Source organism: Agromyces sp. NSFZ (assembly GCF_056156205.1).
On sequence record NZ_CM149585.1, the window covers coordinates 1560173 to 1578628 of the forward strand.

The following is an 18456-nucleotide window of genomic DNA, read 5'->3' on the forward strand; positions in this document are numbered from 1 at the left end:
CCTGCACAAGCCCGCTGCCGGGGCGGGGAACAGGTCAGCGCGAGAGCAGGAGCGCCTCGCCCTGGCCGCCGCCGCCGCAGAGGGCGACCGCGGCGCGACCGCCGCCGCGCCGCGCGAGCTCGAGCGCCGCGTGCAGCGCGAGCCGCGCGCCCGACGCGCCGATCGGGTGGCCGAGCGCGATCGCGCCGCCGTGCACGTTGACGAGGTCGTTCGAGATGCCGAGCTCGCGCGCCGACTGCAGCGACACGGCCGCGAACGCCTCGTTGATCTCGACGAGGTCGAGGTCGCCGGCCTGCAGACCGGCCTTCTCGAGCGCGGCGGCGATGGCGTTGGCAGGCTGCGAGTGCAGCGAGTTGTCGGGGCCGGCGACCTGTCCTGCGGCGCCGACCAGGGCGAGCCACGGAAGCCCGCGCTCCTCGGCCCACTCGCGGCTCGCGACCACGACGGCCGCGGCGCCGTCGGACAGCGGCGAGGAGTTGCCGGCGGTGATGCTGCCATCGGCCGAGAACGCCGGGCGCAGCCTGCCGAGCACCTCGATCGTGGAGTCGGGTCGAACGCCCTGGTCTTCGCCGACGACGACGGGGTCGCCCTTGCGCTGCGGCACCTCGACCGGCACGATCTCGTCGGCGAACACGCCGGAGGACTGGGCCCGGCCCGCGCGCACGTGCGAGGCGGCGGCGATCTCGTCCTGTTCGGCGCGGGTCAGGTCGTAGCGGGCGTTGAAGCGCTCGGTCGACGCGCCCATGGAGTCGTGGTCGAACGCGTCGGTCAGGCCGTCGTGTGCGGCGTGATCGACGAGTTCGACGTCGCCGTAGGCGAAGCCCGCGCGCGAGTTCGGCAGCAGGTGCGGCGCGCGCGTCATGGATTCCTGGCCGCCGGCCACGACGACGGATGCCTCGCCGAGGCGGATGAGCCGCGCGGCATCCGTGATGGCGACGAGCCCCGACAGGCACACCTTGTTGACCGTGGTCGCCGGGACGCGCCATGGGATGCCCGCGGCGACGGCCGACTGCTTGGCCGGGTTCTGGCCGGCGCCCGCCTGGAGCACCTGGCCCATGATCACGGCGTCGACGTCGTCGGGGGAGACCCCGGCCTTCTCGAGGGCGCCGCGGATGGCGACCGTGCCGAGCTCGACGGCCGTGCGCCCGGCGAGGTTCCCGCTGATGCGGGCGAAGGGCGTGCGAGCTCCGGCGATGATGACGACGTCGGGGGTGGTCATGGTTCGGTGAACTCCTTCGTTCCGAGGCAGGCCTGCGGTTCAGGTTGCGTGCGCTTCGACTTCCAGCCTATTGTACTTTCCTGAGACCTGAACCAGCTGTCAGGTTCGCACCAGAAGTCCAGCCATTCACTGTCGAGAGGCATTCACATGCGGGTTACGAAGAAGTCCCTCGCGACGGCGTTCATCGCCGCCGCGACCCTTGCGCTGGTCGGGTGCGCACCGACCACGGCGACCGGCGGCGCCGGCGATGCCGAGGAGGCCGGTGCGCCGGTCAAGGTCGCGATGCTCACCTCGCAGACGGGTCCGCTCGCCGCGTACGGCGCGGCCTACACGGCGGGCTTCGAGGCCGGCCTCGACTACGCGACCGACGGCACCGGCACGGTCGACGGCCGTGAGCTCGAGATCGAGTGGGCCGACGACCAGGGCAACCCCGACACGGCCGTCTCGAAGGCGAAGGACTTCATCGGCCAGGGCTACGAGATCCTCGCCGGCACCGCGGCATCCGGCATCGCCACCGCGCTCGCCGAGCAGGCCGCGCAGAACCAGATCCTCTACATCTCGGGCCCCGCGGCCGCCGACGCCATCACGGGCGTCAACGAGTACACGTTCCGTTCGGGCCGCCAGACGTACCAGGACGTCGCCACCGCGGGAACCTTCATCGGCGACCCGGCCGGCAAGAAGGTCGTGGTGTTCGCGCAGGACACCGCCTTCGGCCAGGGCAACCTCGCCGGCGTGCAGGCCGTGCTCGGCGGCCAGGGCGCGACGGTCGAGGGCGTGCTCGTGGCAGAGGACGCCACCGAGTTCACGCCGTTCGCACAGCAGCTGCTCGCCGCGTCGCCCGACCTCGTGTTCGTCGCGTGGGCCGGAGCCTCATCTGGCGCCATGTGGACCGCGCTCGCGCAGCAGGGCGTGTTCGACGCCGTGCCCGTCGTCACGGGCCTCGGCGATGTCGCGACCTACGGCGCCTACGGCGACGCATCCGACAAGATCTCGTTCCTCAACCACTACTTCGGGGGCGCATCCGGCACCGATGCGGAGAAGGCCATGATCAAGCACCTCGAGGAGAACGGCGCCGAGGCCGACCTCTTCTCGCCCGACGGCTTCGTCGCCGCGCAGATGATCGTGCAGGCGATCCGCGAGGGCGGCGACACCGTCGACGGCATGATCGACGCGCTCGAGGGCTGGACCTTCGAGTCCGTCAAGGGCGAGATCACCGTCCGCGCCGAGGACCACGCGATGATCCAGCCGATGTACCAGGCCAAGCTCGTGCAGGACGGCGGCAGCTGGGTTCCCGAGCTCGTCGAGACCATCGACGCCGAGACGGTCGCACCGCCGGTCGCCGGCAAGTGAGGCGACGGCCGCCCGCGTCGCCACTCGGCGCGGGCGGCCCGCCCCATCTCGCCACCAACACCTTCCAACGCAGTGAGGCAGCCATGACCGACCACCCGATGCTCCGTCTCGAGCACGTCGGCCTCCGCATCGGCGGCGCACGCATCCTGAGCGACGTGTCGCTCGACGTGCCGGCGGGCGAGATGCTCGGCGTGATCGGCCCGAACGGCGCCGGCAAGACGACGCTCTTCAACGTCGTCTCCGGCGTCATCCGTCCCACCGAGGGCCGCGTGCTGCTCGACGGGCAGGACGTCACCCACGTGGCCATCCACCGCCGAGCCGCGGCCGGCCTCGGTCGCACGTTCCAGACCTCGAGCCTGTTCCCGGCGCTCAGCGTCGTCGAGAACGTCCGCCTCGTCGCCCAAGCCCACGCCGGCGGCGCGACGAGCGTCTTCCGAACGCCGCGGCGCACGGATGCCGCCACCACGCGTGCCCTCGAGACGCTCGCCGAGGTGGGCCTCGAGCATCGGGCCGAAGCCGCGGCATCCGGCCTCTCGCACGGCGAGAAGCGCAAGCTCGAGATCGCCATGCTCATCGCCATGGAGCCCAAGGTCATCCTCCTCGACGAACCGATGGCGGGCGTCGGCTCTGCCGACGTGCCGGCGCTCACCGAGGTCATCCGCGGCCTCCACCGCGGCGGACGCACGGTGCTCATGGTCGAGCACCACATGGAGGTCGTGCTCGGACTCGTCGACCGCGTCGCGGTCATGCATCACGGCGAACTGCTCGCCGTCGACACCCCGGAGGCCGTCATGGCGAACCCCACCGTGCAGTCCGCCTACCTCGGGGAGGCCGTGTGAGCGAGCCCATCCTCCGCGTCGCGGGCCTCCACGGCCGCATCGGCGGACAGCAGGTCGTCGAGGACGTCTCGTTCGAGGTGCCGGCCACTGGCGTGACCGCCCTGCTCGGCCGCAACGGCGTCGGCAAGACCTCGACCATCAAGTCGATCCTCGGCCTCATCGACCGCTCCGGCGAGGTGCATCTCGGCGGTACGCGCATCGACCGCATGTCGACGCACCGCATCGTGCAGCTCGGCGTCGGCTACGTGCCCGAGGACCGCGAGGTGTTCGGCTCGCTGACCGTGGCCGAGAACCTCCGCCTCGCCGAGCGCGACGGCACGCCCCGCCGCGAGTTCATCCAGCGGCTCTTCCCCGACATCCACGAACGGCGCGCACAGCGCGCCGGCACGCTCTCCGGAGGGCAGCAGCAGATGGTCTCCCTCGCCAGGGCCCTCGTCAACGAGAACCGGCTCCTCCTCGTCGACGAGCCCACCAAGGGCCTCGCCCCGCGCATCGTCGACGAGGTCGCCGACACGCTCGCGGAGGCGGCGCGCACCGTGCCGATCCTCCTCGTCGAGCAGAACCTGCACGTCATCCGCAAGCTCGCCGAGCGCGTCGTCGTGCTCTCCGGCGGGCGGGTGGTGTTCACCGGAGAGGCATCCGACCTCCTCGACGACGAGGACCGCATCCAGCGCTTCCTCGGCGTGCACGACGCCACCGATCACGGCAGCACGGCGGGGAGCACCCGATGAGCACGGTCGTCCTCCTCCTCGTCACGGGCCTCGGGCTCGGCGCACTGTACTTCCTCGTCGCGAGCGGCCTCTCGCTCATCTACGGCCTCATGGGCGTGCTGAACTTCGCGCACGGCTCGTTCCTCACCATCGCCGCGTTCCTCGGCTGGGAGGTCGGCCGACGGGTGTCCGACGGCACCTGGTGGGGTCTCGCGCTCTCGGCCATGGTCGGCCTCGCGGTCGGTGCCGTCGTCGCGGCGGCGACCGAGTACTTCCTCATCCGCCGCCTCTACGAGCGGCACATCGAGCAGGCGCTCGTGACCGTGGGACTCTCGCTCGCGACCGTCGCCCTGTTCGAGGGCATCTGGGGCACCGACCCCATCTACACGCAGAAGCCCGACTGGCTCTCGCAGGTCACCGTGATCCTGGGTGCGAAGATCCCGAACCACGTGTTCCTGCTCATCGCGTGCGCGATCCTGGTGCTGGGCGCCATCGTGCTGTTCCTGCAGCGCACGAGGTACGGGCTCATCATCCGCGCGGGCGTCGAGAATCGGTCGATGGTCACGGCCCTCGGCATCGACGTGCGCCGATCGTTCACGATCGTCTTCGCGATCGGCGGCGCCGCGGCCGGACTCGGCGGCGTGCTCGCCTCCGTCTACTACGGATACGTCTCGGCGCACCTCGGCTCGGTGCTGCTCATCTTCGCGTTCATCGTCACCGTCATCGGCGGGCTCGGGTCGCTCACGGGCGCCGCGATCGCCTCGGTGCTCGTCGCGGTGCTGCAGCAGTTCGCCAACTTCTACCTCGGCGGCACCGGCGACCTCGTGGTCGTGGTCGCACTCGCCGCGGTCCTGCTCGTCCGCCCGCGCGGACTGATGGGGAAGGTCGCATGAACCAGCAGCTCACGGATGCCCCGGCACCCGCTCGCACGTCGGCACCTGCGCCCGTGGCATCCGCTCGGCGTCGCCCGCTCATCATGGTGCTCGGCGGCATCGCCCTCGTCGTCGGGTTCGCGATCCTGCCGCTGCTCGCGATCGAGATCCCCGGCGTGCTGCCGGGTCCGACCTACACGCCGGGCACGCTGCAGCTGCTCGCCTACGCGATGCTCATCGCCGCGCTCGCCCTCAGCTACCGCATGATGTTCGGGCTCGCGGGCCTGCTCTCGTTCGGACATGCGCTGTTCTTCGCGGCCGGCGCCTACGGGCTCGGGATGACGCTCAACGCGTTCGCCCCCGTCGAATGGTCGAGCGAACTCGTGTTCGCCGCGTCGATCGGCATCACGCTCGTGTTCGGCATCGTGCTCGCGGCGACGGTCGGGGCGCTCGCGCTCCGGGTGACCGGCATCTCGTTCGCGATGGTGACCCTGGCCTTCGCGCAGGCGGGCTCGGTGCTCATCCGACGGAACCCGGGCTCGGCCACGGGCGGCGACGAGGGGCTCTCGCTCGACATCGCGAACGTGCCGGAGGGCCTCGTCGGCGTGCGGAACACGGCCCATCTCTACTGGATGGCCCTGGCTGTGCTCGTGTTCGTCTACCTCGTCGTGCTGTGGGTCGAGCGCAGCCGCGCCGGGCACGTCGCCGAGGCGGCCCGTGAGAACGAGCTGCGCGTGCGGGTCATCGGCATCCGCCCCTACTCGGTGAAACTGCTCATCTTCGTCGTCGCGTCGACGCTCGCCGCGGTCGCGGGAATGGGCTACCTGCTGCTGCAGTCGGGCGCCTCGCCGCGCATCGCCACGGCCGACTTCACGCTGACCCTCCTCGTCATCGTGGTGCTCGGCGGAGTGGGGTATCGCTGGGGCGCGATCGTCGGCGGTATCGTCTACACACTGCTCGACCAGCGGCTCACGGCGCTCGCGGGCTCGGACTTCATCGCCGGGCTGCCCGCGGTGCTCCGGGTTCCGCTGAGCGAGCCGCTGTTCATCCTGGGCACGCTGTTCATCCTCGTGGTGATGTTCCTGCCGGGCGGCATCGCGGGGATCCCGCAACGCATCCGGTCGGGCCGCAAGCAGCATCCGGCCGAAGCAGAGGAGGCGACGGATGCCTGACGGCCTGCACACCCTGGGGCGCTGGACTCGGGATCGCGCGCGTGCGACCCCCGAGCGGATCGCCATCGACGACCGCGGAGTGGTCGTGACCTACCGCGAGCTCGACGCCCGCGCCGACCGGCTCGCGGCCGCCTTCCGCGACGCCGGGTACGCGATCGGCGATCGCGTCGCGACCATCACGGGCAACAGCGCCGACCACGTCGTGCTGTTCTTCGCGTGCGCCAGGGCGGGACTCGTGCTCGTTCCCCTGTCGTGGCGCCTGGCGCCGCGTGAGCTCGCGGCGCAGCTCGAGATCGCGGAGCCTGCGCTGCTCCTCGTCGAGGCCGAGTTCGAGTCGCTCGCGAGGGCCACCCTCGGGCGCGTCGCCCGACGCATCCCGACCGCGCCGCTGGGTATGCACGGCATCGAGGGCGAGGTGCCGGCACCCGGGCCTCGCGGCCTCGCGGACGAGGCACCCCCGACCCGCCACGACGTGCACGACGACGACGCGCTCCTCATGATCTTCACGTCGGGCACGACTGCGACCCCGAAGGCCGCCGTGCTCACGCACGCGAACTGCTTCTGGACGAACCTCTCGTTCTCGCGGATCGCCGAGGTCGGCGCGGGCGACACGGTGCTCGCGGTCATGCCGCAGTACCACGTCGGCGGATGGAACATCACCCCGCTCCTCGCGTGGTGGACGGGCGCGACCGTCGTGCTCGAGCGCACCTTCGACCCCGGCCGCGTGCTGCACCTCATCCAGGAGCGGCGCATCACGACCATGATGGGCGTGCCCGCGAACTACCTGTTCCTGGCGCAGCATCCCGACTTCGACGACACCGACCTCTCGAGCCTCGCGCACGCCATCGTGGGCGGGGCGCCCATGCCGCCCGCGCTGCTGCGCACGTGGCACGCACGCGGCGTCTCGCTGACGCAGGGCTACGGGCTCACCGAGGCGTCGCCGAACGTGCTGTGCCTGCCCGACGAGGATGCCCGCACCCGCGTCGGGTCGGCCGGCAAGCCGTATCCGCACGTCGACGTCGCGGTCGCGGACCCGGTGACCGGCGAGCTGCTCGACGGCGAGGGCGAGGGCGAGCTGCTCGTGCACGGCCCCTCCGTGTTCGCCGGATACTTCCGCGACCCGGCGGCGACCGAGGCGGCGCTCGTCGACGGGTGGCTGCGCACGGGCGACCTCGTGCGCCGCGACGCCGACGGCTACTTCACGATCGTCGACCGCATCAAGGACATCTACATCTCGGGCGGCGAGGGCGTCGCACCCGCCGAGGTCGAGGCCGTGCTCATGAGCCATCCCGCCGTCGCCGACGTCGCCGTGGTCGGCGTGCCCGACGAGCGATGGGGCGAGGCCGGCGCCGCGTGGGTCGTGGTGCGCCGCGGACGGGTGACGGATGCCGCCGAGCTCATGGAGTTCGCTCGGGCCTCGCTCGCGCGCTTCAAGGTGCCGCGCGAGGTGCATTTCGTCGCCGAACTGCCCCGCTCGACGGCGGGGAAGGTGCTGCGCCGCGTGCTCGCATCGGAGGCCCGGCCACGCGTGCAGGCGCCGACGACGGAGGAGGCACGATGAGCGCCGCTCCGCGCACCGCCCGCGGCGTCGAGACCCGGGCGAAGCTCCTCGCGGCCGCCGAGCGCGTGTTCGCGGACCACGGCTACCACGAGGCATCCGTGTCCCGCATCACCGACCGCGCCGGGGTCGGCCAGGGCACCTTCTACCTCTACTTCGACTCCAAGCTCGACATCTTCAACGAGCTCGTCGAGGACCTGAACCACCGGGTGCGGCAGGCCATGAGCGAGGGCGCGCGCGGTGCGACGAGCCGGCTCGAGGCCGAGCGCGCGGGCTTCGCCGCGTTCTTCCGCTTCACCGCCGAGCACCCCGCCCTCTACCGCGTGGTGCGCGAGGCCGAGCTGGTGTCGCCCGAGGCGCTGCGGCTGCACTACACGCGCATCGTCGAGGGCTACATCGACGGACTGCGCGAGGCCGCGGCCGACGGCGAGATCTGGGACATCGATCCCACCGTCGCCGCGTGGGCGCTCATGGGCGTCGGCGAGATGATCGGCATGCGCTGGGTGCTCTGGGGCGACCCCGACTCGGCCCCCGGCGACGACGCCGATCCGACGGCCAGCGGCACCGGTCGCGTTCCCGAGCACGTGCTCGACGAGATGATGCGCTTCATCGGCGGAGCCCTCGGGCGACCCGATCTCGCGCAGGGCCCGCGCCCGGGCGCGGGGGAGAAGGAGGAATCGTGACCGATCTCAGCGGGCGACGCGCCGTCGTCACCGGCGGGGCGAGCGGCATCGGGGAGGCCTGCGCGCGGGCCTTCGCGGCGGCCGGCGCGCACGTGACCATCGCCGACCTGAACGGCGAGGCGGCCGAGCGGGTCGCCTCCGAGCTCGGCGGCGAGGCATGGCAGGTCGACCTGGGCGACACCGCGGCGCTCGCCGACCTGCGGCTCGAGGCCGACATCCTCGTGAACAATGCGGGCATCCAGCACGTGCGGCCGATCGAGGAGTTCGAGCCCGAGCGGTTCTCGCTCATCCTGCGCCTCATGCTGGAGTCGCCGTTCCTCCTCATCCGGGCTGCGTTGCCGGGCATGTACGCCCGCGGCTTCGGGCGCGTCATCAACATCTCGAGCGTGCACGGCATCCGCGCGTCGCCGTTCAAGTCCGCGTACGTCGCCGCCAAGCACGGCCTCGAGGGACTCTCCAAGGTCACGGCGCTCGAGGGCGGGCCGCACGGCGTGACGAGCAACTGCATCAACCCCGGGTACGTGCGCACCCCGCTCGTCGAGAAGCAGATCGCCGACCAGGCGCGCGTGCACGGCATCCCCGAGTCCGAGGTGCTGCCGAAGATCATGCTCACGGAGTCGTCGATCAAGCGGCTCGTCGAGCCCGCCGAGGTCGCGAGCCTCGCCCTGTGGCTCGCGAGCCCCGAGGCCGGCATGGTGACGGGCGCGAGCTACACCATGGACGGCGGCTGGAGCGCGCGATGACGTACGAGACCTTCTCCGCGCCGGTCGGGGGCGGCACCCTCGCGGGCGGGCAGTGGCGGGCGGATGCCGCGGGCCTGCCGATCCTCGCCGTGCACGGCATCTCCGCCACCCACCGATCGTGGGACCTGGTGGCCGACGCGCTGGCCGACCGCCGCGTGATCGCCGCCGACCTCCGGGGCCGCGGACGCAGCAACACGCTGCCCGGCCCCTACGGGCTCGAGCGCCACGCCGACGACCTCGCCGCGGCGCTCGATGCCCTCGAGGTCGACCGGGCGTTCGTGGTCGGGCACTCGATGGGCGCCTTCGTCTCGGTCCGGTTCGCCGAGCGACACCCCGAACGGGTCGCCGGCATCGTCCTCGTCGATGGGGGCCTGCCCGTGCCGAACCCCGAGGGCGTCGCGCCCGAGGACCTGCCCGCGGTGCTGCTCGGCCCCGCGCTCGAGCGGCTCTCGATGACCTTCCCCGATCGCGCCGCCTACCTCGACTTCTGGCGGCGGCATCCGGCCCTCGGCCCGTACTGGAACGACGCCATCGAGGCCTACGTCGAGTACGACCTCGACGGCACCGAGCCAGCGCTGCGCAGCTCGGCGCGGGCCGAGGCGGTGGCCGAGAACGCCGTGCAGCTCGACGGCTCCGAGGGATACGCCGCCGCACTCGCCGGCCTTCCGGGGCCGGTCGACTTCTTCCGCGCGCCGCGAGGGCTGCTCGACGGCGCGCCGCTCTACCCTGAAGCGGTGGTCGCCGAATGGGCCGAGCGGATGCCGCAGCTCGTCGTGCACGAGGTGCCCGACGTCAACCACTACACGATCGTCATGACGGCCGAGGGCGTCGGGAACGTGGTCCCCGTGATCGGCACCCGCCTCGCGGCCGTGGAACTGAAGGAAGGTGCATCGTGACACTCGACAAAGTCGTCGGGTCCGCCAGGGAGGCGGTCGCCGACATCCCCGCGGGGGCGAGCCTCGCCGTGGGCGGGTTCGGCCTGTGCGGCATCCCGATGGTGCTCATCCAGGCGCTGCTGGAGGCCGGGGTCGACGACCTGAAGGTCGTCTCGAACAACTGCGGCGTCGACGACTGGGGCCTGGGGGTGCTGCTCGCGCAGCGGCGCATCTCGAAGATGACCTCGTCGTACGTGGGCGAGAACAAGGAGTTCGAGCGCCAGTACCTCGCGGGCGAGCTCGAGCTGGAGCTCACGCCGCAGGGCACGCTCGCCGAGAAGCTGCGCGCAGGCGGCAGCGGCATCGCCGCCTTCTTCACCCAGACCGGCGTCGGCACGCAGGTCGCCGAGGGCGGCCTGCCGCGCCGGTACCACGCCGACGGGTCGATCGCCGCGGCCAGCCCGGCGAAGCCCGTGCAGACGTTCGACGTCGCGGGCGAGCCGCGCGAGTTCGTGCTCGAGGAGGCGATCACCACCGACTTCTCGCTCGTGCACGCACTGCGGGGCGACCGCTACGGCAACCTCGTCTTCGAGAAGTCGGCGCGCAACTTCTCGCCGCTCACGGCGATGGCCGGGCGCGTCTGCATCGCCCAGGTCGAGGAGCTCGTCGAGCCCGGCGACCTCGACCCGGACGCCGTGCACCTGCCCGGCATCTACGTCGACCGGGTCGTCGTGGTCGGCACCGACATCGAGAAGCGCATCGAGCGCCGCACCGTCTCGCCCGAGAAGGCGGCATCCCGCGAGATGCCGGAAGGAGCCTGAGCACCATGGCACTCACACGTCTCGAGATGGCCGCGCGCGCGGCGAAGGAACTGCCAGACGGGTCCTACGTGAACCTCGGCATCGGCCTGCCCACGCTCGTCCCGAACTACGTGCCGGAGGGCACGACGATCCTGCTGCAGTCGGAGAACGGCATCCTCGGCGTCGGCCCGTACCCGACCGAGGACGACGTCGATCCCGACCTCATCAACGCCGGCAAGGAGACGGTCACGGTGCTCCCCGGCGCCGCGTACTTCGACTCGGCCACGAGCTTCGGCATGATCCGCGGCGGCAAGATCGACGCGGCGATCCTCGGCGCGATGCAGGTGTCGGCGACGGGCGACCTCGCCAACTGGATGATCCCCGGCAAGATGGTGAAGGGCCCCGGCGGCGCGATGGACCTCGTGCACGGCGCCAAGCGCCGCATCGTGCTCATGGAGCACGTCGCGAAGGACGGCTCGCCCAAGATCGTGAACGAGTGCTCCCTGCCGCTCACCGGCAAGGGCGTCGTCGATCGCATCATCACCGACCTCGCGGTCATCGACGTCACCCCCGACGGCCTCCGGCTCGTCGAACTCGCCCCCGGCGTCACGGTCGACGAGGTCGTCGCCGCCACCGAGCCGCCGCTCATCACCGACTGAAACGGAACCGACATGGTCGACACCATCTTCCCCGGCATCACCACGACCCGGGTGCAGACCCCGCGCCTCAGTGCGAACGTCCTCGAGCGGCCGGCGGATGCCCCGACGAAGACCGTCGTCTTCGTGCACGGCAACGTCTCGTCGTCGCTGTTCTGGCAGCCGATGATGCTCTCCCTGCCCGTCGACGTGCGCGCGCTCGCCATCGACCTCCGCGGCTTCGGCGACAGCGAGACCCTTCCGGTCGACGCGACGCGCGGCGTGCGGGACTTCTCCGACGACGTGGCCTCCGTCATCGACGCCCTCGAGCTCGGCGCCGTGCACCTCGTCGGGTGGAGCCTCGGCGGCGGCGTCACGATGCAGCTGCTGCTCGACCGACCCGAGCTCGTGGCGAGCCTGACGCTCGTCGCACCCGTGTCGCCCTACGGCTTCGGCGGCACGGCGGCCGACGGCACGCTCCTGACGGCGGATGCCGCGGGCACGGGCGGCGGGGGAGCGAACCCCGATTTCGTGGCCCGGCTTGCCCGCGGCGACCGCAGCGACGAGGCTGGCTCGCCGCGCGCGGTCTACCGCTCGACGTACGTCGCACCCGGATTCGAGTCGGAGCACGAGGACGTCTGGGTCGAGTCCATGCTCACGACCAAGACGGGCATCGACAACTACCCGGGCGACTCGACCACCTCGGAGCACTGGCCGGGCTTCGCACCGGGCGGTCGCGGGGTGCTCAACTCCCTCGCGCCCACGGTGTTCGACACGACCGCGATCGTCGACCTCCCGTCCAAGCCCGCGATCCTCTGGATCCACGGCGCCCAGGACGCGATCGTCGGTGACGCGTCGTTCTTCGACCTCAACCAGCTCGGCGCGGCGGGCATCATCCCGGGCTGGCCGGGTGCCGATGTCGCGCCGGCGCAGCCCATGATCACCCAGACCCGGGCGGTGCTCGAACGCTACGCCGCGCAGGGCGGATCGTTCACCGAGCTCGAGCTCGCGGACTGCGGCCACTCGCCGCACCTCGAACACCCCGAGGAGTTCCGGGCGGCGCTCGTGGCCCACACCGAGGGCGGGGAGCGCGCGGCGGCCTGAACCGGACGACCCGCTCCGTTACGATACCGTGATCCGGCGCGGCGCACCGGGACTCGCGCCGCTGCCAAGATCGTCACAGGCGTCCGGGCAGGCGGGCGTCGCCGATCCCCACGAAGGGCACGCATGACCCGATCCCGCCGTGTCGGCGCCCTGACCGCCGGTGCGCTGCTCATCGCGCTCGCAGTGAGCGGATGCGTCGCCAAGACGCCGAGCCCGGCTGCCGAATCACCGCGTCCCACCCCGGCCGCGACGCCGACGGCCGCGCCGGTCGATCCGCTCACGACCGTGACGGCGATCGTGGCGCGCCCCGAGGTGCTCGAGCTCCGCGACGTGGACGGCGCCGTGGTGCGCTCGATCGACTACCTCGGATCGGCGACCGATGCGGTGGCCGCGCTCTCGATCGTCCTCGGCGGGGCGCCCGAGGACGAGGCGTACGCGGGCGGCAACGAGTTTCCAGCCGGCATCCGACACGTCTGGGACGACGCCATCGTGATCGATGAGCGCTCCTACCCGGAGGAGGAACGGACCGGCCTCCCGAGCCAGCTCGTCTGGCCCCGGTTCGCGATCACGTTCCGAAGCGCTGCGATCCGGGGCGTCGACCTGACGACGACCGCGAGCGCCCACGTCGGCGACGGCTTCGAGGGGTTCGGTGACCTGATCGACGAGGACCTCTGGACGTGCAACGGGTGGGCGCTGGAGCACATCGAGGTGCCGAGAACCGATTTCCCGCCACTGAAGGTGGGTGTCGAGGTGGCGCACTCGACCTATGACCCGGCTTCGGGGAAGTGGATCGCGAACGTCGACCAGGTCGCCGCCATCTCGGCGCCGGTCACCGTCGCCGAAGGCTGCGCCTGACACAGGTTCCGCGGAACCGGCGCCCCGTTCCGATCCGGCCGAAGCGGGCGGGTGCGCACTGTACGTCGTGCGGCCCGCCCCGCCAAGTCCCTCCCGGCGGCGCGCTCGGTCGCGCAGGATGGTCCTTCGACCGACGGAGGGCCGATCATGACCGACACGCGACAGCTCGACGACGACCGGCACGCGCCGCACCCCGAGGATCCGCGCAAACCGAACACGCCGCCTGAGATCACGAAGCGATCGTGGAAGTACGTCTTCCGCAAGACGTTCCGCGAGTTCATCGACGACGAATGCCAGGACAGCGCCGCCGCGCTCACCTACTACGGCGTGCTCGCCATCTTCCCGGGGCTGCTGGCCCTCACCTCGCTGCTCGCGCTCATCGGGCAGCGGGGGAGTGCGATCGATGCGCTCCTCGGCGTGCTCGAGGGCGTCGCGCCACCCGAGGTGCTCGACGTGCTGAGCGAGCCGCTGCAGCGGTTCGCCGACTCGCCGGCGGCGGGGCTCGGCTTCATCACGGGTCTCGTCATCGCGCTCTGGTCGGCCTCGGGCTACGTGGGCTCGTTCGGGCGCGCGATGAACCGCATCTACGAGATCGAGGAGGGACGGCCCTTCTGGAAGCTCCGTCCCATCCAGCTCGGCGTCACCGTCGCGGCCGTGCTGCTGCTCGCCATCGTCGCCGTGATCCTCGTGGTGTCGGGCCCCATCACGGACGCCATCGGCTCGGCCCTCGGCCTCGGCGAGTCGGTCCGGGTCGTCTGGGAGATCGCGAAGTGGCCGCTCCTCGCGCTCGTCGTGGTGCTCATCGTCGCCCTGCTCTACCATGCGACCCCGAACGCGAAGCAGCCGAAGTTCCGGTGGATCAGCCTGGGAGCCCTGCTCGCCATCGTCGTGCTCGTCATCGCGTCGGCCGGCTTCGCGCTCTACGTCGCGAACTTCTCCAACTACGACCGCACGTACGGGTCGCTCGCCGGGGCGATCGTGTTCCTGCTCTGGCTCTGGATCGCGAACAACGCGCTGCTGTTCGGAGCCGAGTTCGACGCGGAGCTCGAACGAGGGCGCGAGCTGCAGGCCGGCATCCCCGCCGAGGAGCGCATCCAGCTGCCGCCCCGTGACACCCGGAAGATCGACAAGGCCGAGCAGAAGGAGCGGGTCCACATCGAGCTCGGCCGGCGCATCCGGCTGGAGCATTCGGATGCCGCGGGCGACGACTCCGCCGACCGCGATCTCGACTCCGGGGAACACCCCCGGCGATAGCCGCTCGCCCCTCCTCGCGGCCCATGTTTCCGTTCCCGCGTCGCGTTCCCGCTGACGCGGAAACGCGACGCGGGAACGGAAACACCGGTTGACCGGGATCGACCGCTCGACGGACCCGAGCACTCGACCTCCACAGGCGTGAGCGGCGATGGCATCCGCAGCGAGTGGGTCTCCCGCTCGGGATCGGGCCATGACGTCCACGAGACTCTCGAGCCATGGACGACGCCGCGATCTCGCTCATCACCGTGCGAGACCTCACGCTGCAGGGCGAGGACATCCGGTTCGTGGGCGAGACCCCGCTCGAGCGGCTCCGCCGCGGTGTCTACGTCGACTCGATCGCATGGAAGCAGGCGAGCCGCGAGCAGCGGCACCTCCTCGCGGTCGCTGCGGTCGCCGCCACGAGGCGCTCACGGCCTGTCTTCTCGCATGCGTCCGCGGCGATCCTGTGGGGCATCCCCATCGTGGGGCCGCACCTGCATCACGTGCACCTGGCCGCCTGCGGCCGTTCGTCAGTGAGGTCCAAGAACGGCGTGGTGTGGCATCATGAGCCCGTCTCAGACGAGGAGATCACCGAACTCGACGGACGTCTCGTCACGTCCTACGAGCGCACGCTCGTCGACGTCGCGCGGACGCTGCCGTTCGCGGCGGCCGTCGCCGCCCTCGATCACGGATGCCGCCCGCAGACGTCCGATCGCGGCGGGAACCCGATCCCGGGCGTCGTGCCCGAGCGACTCGCCGAGCGGCTGCTCGAATTCGGTGCGGCTCCGGGGATCCGGCGGGCCCGCGCGTCGCTCGAGTTCGCCGACGCGCGATCGGGTTCTCCCGGAGAGTCGATCAGCCGAGCGAACATGCACGTCCTGCACTTCCCTGCACCCGAGCTCCAGACATCGTTCGCCCGTGCCGACGGCGGGGTGGACATCACGGACTTCGACTGGCCCGCGCACGGAACGTTCGGGGAGTTCGACGGACTCGGCAAGTACCTCAAACCCGAGCTCATGAACGGGCGCACGGAGCGGGAGGTGGTCATGGCCGAGAAGGAGCGTGAGAACCGGATCCGCAAGCATCGTCCGTTCGGCGCGCGCTGGGACTGGCGGATCGCCATGGACCCGAATCTCCTGCGCACGGAGCTGATGCAGGCCGGCCTGCGCCCGACCCGATGAGTCGGCCGCGGCATCCCCTCGCCTGATGTTCCTGTTCCCGCGCCAGGTTCCCCGTGCGCCGGGTACCTGACGCGGGAACGGAAACGTGGCACGAGCGCGGAGCGCGGAGGCATCCGTTCGATTGAGGATGCGTTCACCCGGCCGGACGTAGACTCGACACGTGCCTGCAGTGAATCTCGGAATGCCCAAAGTCCCTGAGGTCCTGGCCCCGCGACGCAAGTCCCGCCAGATCAAGGTGGGCAAGGTGCTCGTCGGCGGCGACGCCCCGGTGAGCGTGCAGTCGATGACCACGACGCCGACGCCGAACATCAACGCGACCCTGCAGCAGATCGCCGAGCTCACCGCCTCGGGCTGCGACATCGTGCGCGTGGCCGTGCCGAGCCGCGACGACGCCGAGGCGCTGCCGATCATCGCGAAGAAGAGCCAGATCCCGGTCATCGCCGACATCCACTTCCAGCCGAACTACGTCTTCGCGGCGATCGACGCGGGCTGCGCGGCGGTGCGCGTGAACCCCGGCAACATCCGCAAGTTCGACGACCAGGTCGGCGAGATCGCGCGTCGTGCCAAGGAGGCCGGGGTGAGCATCCGCATCGGCGTGAACGCCGGCTCCCTCGATCCGCGACTGCTGCAGAAGTACGGCAAGGCCACGCCCGAGGCGCTCGTCGAAAGCGCGGTCTGGGAGGCGAGCCTCTTCGAGGAGCACGACTTCCACGACTTCAAGATCTCGGTGAAGCACAACGACCCGATCGTCATGGTGAAGGCCTATCGCCTGCTCGCCGAGCGCGGCGACTGGCCGCTGCACCTCGGTGTCACCGAGGCGGGCCCGGCGTTCCAGGGCACCATCAAGAGCGCGACGGCGTTCGGCATCCTCCTCTCCGAGGGCATCGGCGACACGATCCGCGTCTCGCTCTCGGCGCCGCCCGTCGAGGAGGTCAAGGTGGGCCTCCAGATCCTGCAGTCGCTGAACCTCCGGGAGCGCAAGCTCGAGATCGTCTCGTGCCCGTCGTGCGGTCGCGCACAGGTCGACGTCTACAAGCTCGCGAACGACGTCACCGACGGCCTCGAGGGCATGAGCGTGCCGCTGCGGGTCGCCGTCATGGGCTGCGTCGTGAACGGGCCCGGCGAGGCGCGCGAGGCCGACCTCGGCGTGGCATCCGGCAACGGCAAGGGCCAGATCTTCGTGAAGGGCGAGGTCATCAAGACCGTGCCCGAGTCCGAGATCGTCGAGACGCTGATCGCCGAGGCGAACCGCATCGCCGACGAGATGGGGGCGGATGCCCCGACCGGCACGCCGCAGGTGCTGACCCCGTAGGGTCGACGCACATGGCCCGCTTCCTCTCGGTGCTGCCGCTCGCCGGGGGGAACGTGTCGCCGACCCTGCTCATCGCGCGTGAGCTCGAGTCGCACGGGCATGCCGTGCGCATCCTCGGTCACCAGGACCTCGCACCCGAGGTCGAGCGGGCGGGTCTCGCTGGGCGTCTGGAGGCGTTCGAGCGGGCACGACCGTGGAATCCTCGCGTCGGCGATCCGGGCATCCGCAGCATGCTCGCCTGGCTGCCGCTCGCCTCCGATCGGGGCATCGCGCGAGACCTCGAGGCGGCGATCGCGCGCGAGCGACCCGATGCGCTGCTCATCGACTGCATGGTGCCGGGTGCCCTCGACGCAGCCCGGCGCAGCGGCATCCCCTCGGCGATGCTCCTGCACACCCTCCTCGGGTACTGGGAGGCGCAATGGTCGGCTGCCTCGCCGATGGGGATCTGGCTCCGCGCGACGGGCACCCTCCCGTTCTCCGGCGACCGGATGCCCCAGACCCTCGTGCTCGCGACCGACCCCGAGCTCGACCCGGTCGGTGCGGGGCGCATTCCGCGCGACCGCATCGCCCACGTCGGTCCGGTCATCCCCGCCGCCGCTCCGCCGCAGCCGGAGGAGCGCGACCGCCACGTCCTCGTGAGCTTCAGCACGATCGCGTACCCCGGGCAACACGAGGCGATCGCGCGCGTCGTCATGGCCCTCGGTGATCTGGGCGTGCGTGCCGTCGTCACGGCGGGTCCGGCGATCGATCGGGCCGCGCTGCCGAGCCCGTCGGGCATCGAGGTGCGCGGCCTCGGTGACCATGGCGAGCTGCTCCGCTCCGCCCGCCTGCTCATCGGGCACGGCGGCCACGGCACCACCATGCGTGCGCTGGCGGCGGGTGTGCCGGTGCTCATCGTGCCGATGACCCGCCACGCCGACCACCACCTCGTCGCGGCGGCGGTCGAACGCGCGGGGGTGGGTGGGCGGGCCGACAAGGGCGCCGCGCCCGCCGAACTGCGGGCGGCGATCACGGGCGTGCTCGAGGATCGCGACGCGGCGGCGCGTGCGCGAGCGGTGGGCGAACGCCTGCGTCGGTCGTCGGGGGCCGCTCGCGCCGCCGACGTGCTCGAACGACTGGCGGCGGCTCACAGCGCGTGACGCACGGGGGCGGAGAGCGACGGGGTCGCCTAGTCGGTGATGTCGACGTCGAGGTGCTCGGTGGCGTCGGGGTCTCGCGGCAGGCCGTCCTTGCGGGGGCGCTCGGGATCGGTGGCCGCGCCGTTCTCGGTGCCGTCGTCGGGGGAGACGATCGCGTCGGGGTTGCTCATGATGTC

At 71.5% G+C, this 18456-nt stretch carries 19 protein-coding genes; 17 read left to right on the forward strand and 2 right to left on the reverse strand.

Translation table 11 applies throughout. The features are described from left to right. Nucleotides 1–34 precede the first annotated feature (34 nt). Nucleotides 35–1219 carry an acetyl-CoA C-acetyltransferase gene (locus ACVFI9_RS07320; protein WP_474765423.1) on the reverse strand — a complete coding sequence of 395 codons (1185 nt, stop codon included), beginning with the start codon at nucleotides 1217–1219 and terminating at the stop codon, nucleotides 35–37. 147 nt (nucleotides 1220–1366) lie between these two features. Here ACVFI9_RS07320 and ACVFI9_RS07325 point away from each other — a divergent pair, with 147 nt between their 5' ends. The 17 genes from ACVFI9_RS07325 to ACVFI9_RS07405 all read left to right on the forward strand — a co-directional run bounded on the left by ACVFI9_RS07325 (nucleotide 1367) and on the right by ACVFI9_RS07405 (nucleotide 18280). Continuing rightward, the gene (locus tag ACVFI9_RS07325) at nucleotides 1367–2569 is read left to right on the forward strand and encodes a substrate-binding domain-containing protein (protein WP_474765425.1); all 1203 of its coding nucleotides are present in this window, start codon (nucleotides 1367–1369) and stop codon (nucleotides 2567–2569) included. Nucleotides 2570–2652: 83 nt separating this feature from the next. Further along, nucleotides 2653–3408: an ABC transporter ATP-binding protein gene (locus ACVFI9_RS07330; protein WP_474765426.1), complete on the forward strand. Its 756-nt coding sequence runs from the start codon at nucleotides 2653–2655 to the stop codon at nucleotides 3406–3408. After that, nucleotides 3405–4139: an ABC transporter ATP-binding protein gene (locus ACVFI9_RS07335; RefSeq protein WP_474765428.1), complete on the forward strand. Its 735-nt coding sequence runs from the start codon at nucleotides 3405–3407 to the stop codon at nucleotides 4137–4139. Before ACVFI9_RS07330 ends, ACVFI9_RS07335 begins: the two co-directional genes overlap by 4 nt. Further along, nucleotides 4136–5011 (forward strand): branched-chain amino acid ABC transporter permease, encoded by an 876-nt coding sequence (locus ACVFI9_RS07340; protein ID WP_474765430.1) that lies wholly within the window; start codon nucleotides 4136–4138, stop codon nucleotides 5009–5011. Before ACVFI9_RS07335 ends, ACVFI9_RS07340 begins: the two co-directional genes overlap by 4 nt. Then, entirely contained in the window at nucleotides 5008–6162 is a 1155-nt protein-coding gene (locus tag ACVFI9_RS07345; protein WP_474765432.1) for a branched-chain amino acid ABC transporter permease, read from the forward strand. The genes ACVFI9_RS07340 and ACVFI9_RS07345 overlap by 4 nt, the downstream gene beginning before the upstream one ends. After that, nucleotides 6155–7723 (forward strand): class I adenylate-forming enzyme family protein, encoded by a 1569-nt coding sequence (locus tag ACVFI9_RS07350; RefSeq protein WP_474765433.1) that lies wholly within the window; start codon nucleotides 6155–6157, stop codon nucleotides 7721–7723. Before ACVFI9_RS07345 ends, ACVFI9_RS07350 begins: the two co-directional genes overlap by 8 nt. Beyond that, on the forward strand, nucleotides 7720–8403 hold the full coding sequence (locus ACVFI9_RS07355; protein ID WP_474765435.1) for a TetR/AcrR family transcriptional regulator: 684 nt from the start codon (nucleotides 7720–7722) through the stop codon (nucleotides 8401–8403). The genes ACVFI9_RS07350 and ACVFI9_RS07355 overlap by 4 nt, the downstream gene beginning before the upstream one ends. Continuing rightward, nucleotides 8400–9146 carry a 3-hydroxybutyrate dehydrogenase gene (locus ACVFI9_RS07360; RefSeq protein ID WP_474765437.1) on the forward strand — a complete coding sequence of 249 codons (747 nt, stop codon included), beginning with the start codon at nucleotides 8400–8402 and terminating at the stop codon, nucleotides 9144–9146. Before ACVFI9_RS07355 ends, ACVFI9_RS07360 begins: the two co-directional genes overlap by 4 nt. After that, the gene (locus ACVFI9_RS07365; protein WP_474765438.1) at nucleotides 9143–10042 is read left to right on the forward strand and encodes an alpha/beta hydrolase; all 900 of its coding nucleotides are present in this window, start codon (nucleotides 9143–9145) and stop codon (nucleotides 10040–10042) included. The genes ACVFI9_RS07360 and ACVFI9_RS07365 overlap by 4 nt, the downstream gene beginning before the upstream one ends. Then, the gene (locus tag ACVFI9_RS07370; RefSeq protein ID WP_474765439.1) at nucleotides 10039–10842 is read left to right on the forward strand and encodes a CoA transferase subunit A; all 804 of its coding nucleotides are present in this window, start codon (nucleotides 10039–10041) and stop codon (nucleotides 10840–10842) included. The genes ACVFI9_RS07365 and ACVFI9_RS07370 overlap by 4 nt, the downstream gene beginning before the upstream one ends. Nucleotides 10843–10847: 5 nt before the next feature. Next, nucleotides 10848–11480, forward strand: coding sequence for a CoA transferase subunit B (locus tag ACVFI9_RS07375; protein WP_474765440.1), 633 nt, complete (start codon nucleotides 10848–10850; stop codon nucleotides 11478–11480). Between the two features lie 12 nt (nucleotides 11481–11492). Next, entirely contained in the window at nucleotides 11493–12560 is a 1068-nt protein-coding gene (locus tag ACVFI9_RS07380) for an alpha/beta hydrolase (protein ID WP_474765441.1), read from the forward strand. Nucleotides 12561–12683: 123 nt separating this feature from the next. Continuing rightward, entirely contained in the window at nucleotides 12684–13415 is a 732-nt protein-coding gene (locus tag ACVFI9_RS07385) for a hypothetical protein (RefSeq protein ID WP_474765443.1), read from the forward strand. A 147-nt stretch (nucleotides 13416–13562) separates the two neighbouring features. Continuing rightward, nucleotides 13563–14669: a YihY/virulence factor BrkB family protein gene (locus ACVFI9_RS07390; RefSeq protein ID WP_474765445.1), complete on the forward strand. Its 1107-nt coding sequence runs from the start codon at nucleotides 13563–13565 to the stop codon at nucleotides 14667–14669. Nucleotides 14670–14884: 215 nt separating this feature from the next. Further along, the gene (locus ACVFI9_RS07395) at nucleotides 14885–15829 is read left to right on the forward strand and encodes a hypothetical protein (protein ID WP_474765446.1); all 945 of its coding nucleotides are present in this window, start codon (nucleotides 14885–14887) and stop codon (nucleotides 15827–15829) included. 181 nt (nucleotides 15830–16010) lie between these two features. Then, the gene (ispG, locus tag ACVFI9_RS07400) at nucleotides 16011–17141 is read left to right on the forward strand and encodes a flavodoxin-dependent (E)-4-hydroxy-3-methylbut-2-enyl-diphosphate synthase (protein ID WP_474766200.1); all 1131 of its coding nucleotides are present in this window, start codon (nucleotides 16011–16013) and stop codon (nucleotides 17139–17141) included. An 11-nt stretch (nucleotides 17142–17152) separates the two neighbouring features. Then, nucleotides 17153–18280: a glycosyltransferase gene (locus ACVFI9_RS07405; protein WP_474765448.1), complete on the forward strand. Its 1128-nt coding sequence runs from the start codon at nucleotides 17153–17155 to the stop codon at nucleotides 18278–18280. A 29-nt stretch (nucleotides 18281–18309) separates the two neighbouring features. Here the strand turns inward: ACVFI9_RS07405 and ACVFI9_RS07410 are convergent, their stop codons facing one another. Further along, entirely contained in the window at nucleotides 18310–18450 is a 141-nt protein-coding gene (locus ACVFI9_RS07410; RefSeq protein ID WP_474765450.1) for a hypothetical protein, read from the reverse strand. Between the last annotated feature and the right edge of the window lie 6 nt (nucleotides 18451–18456).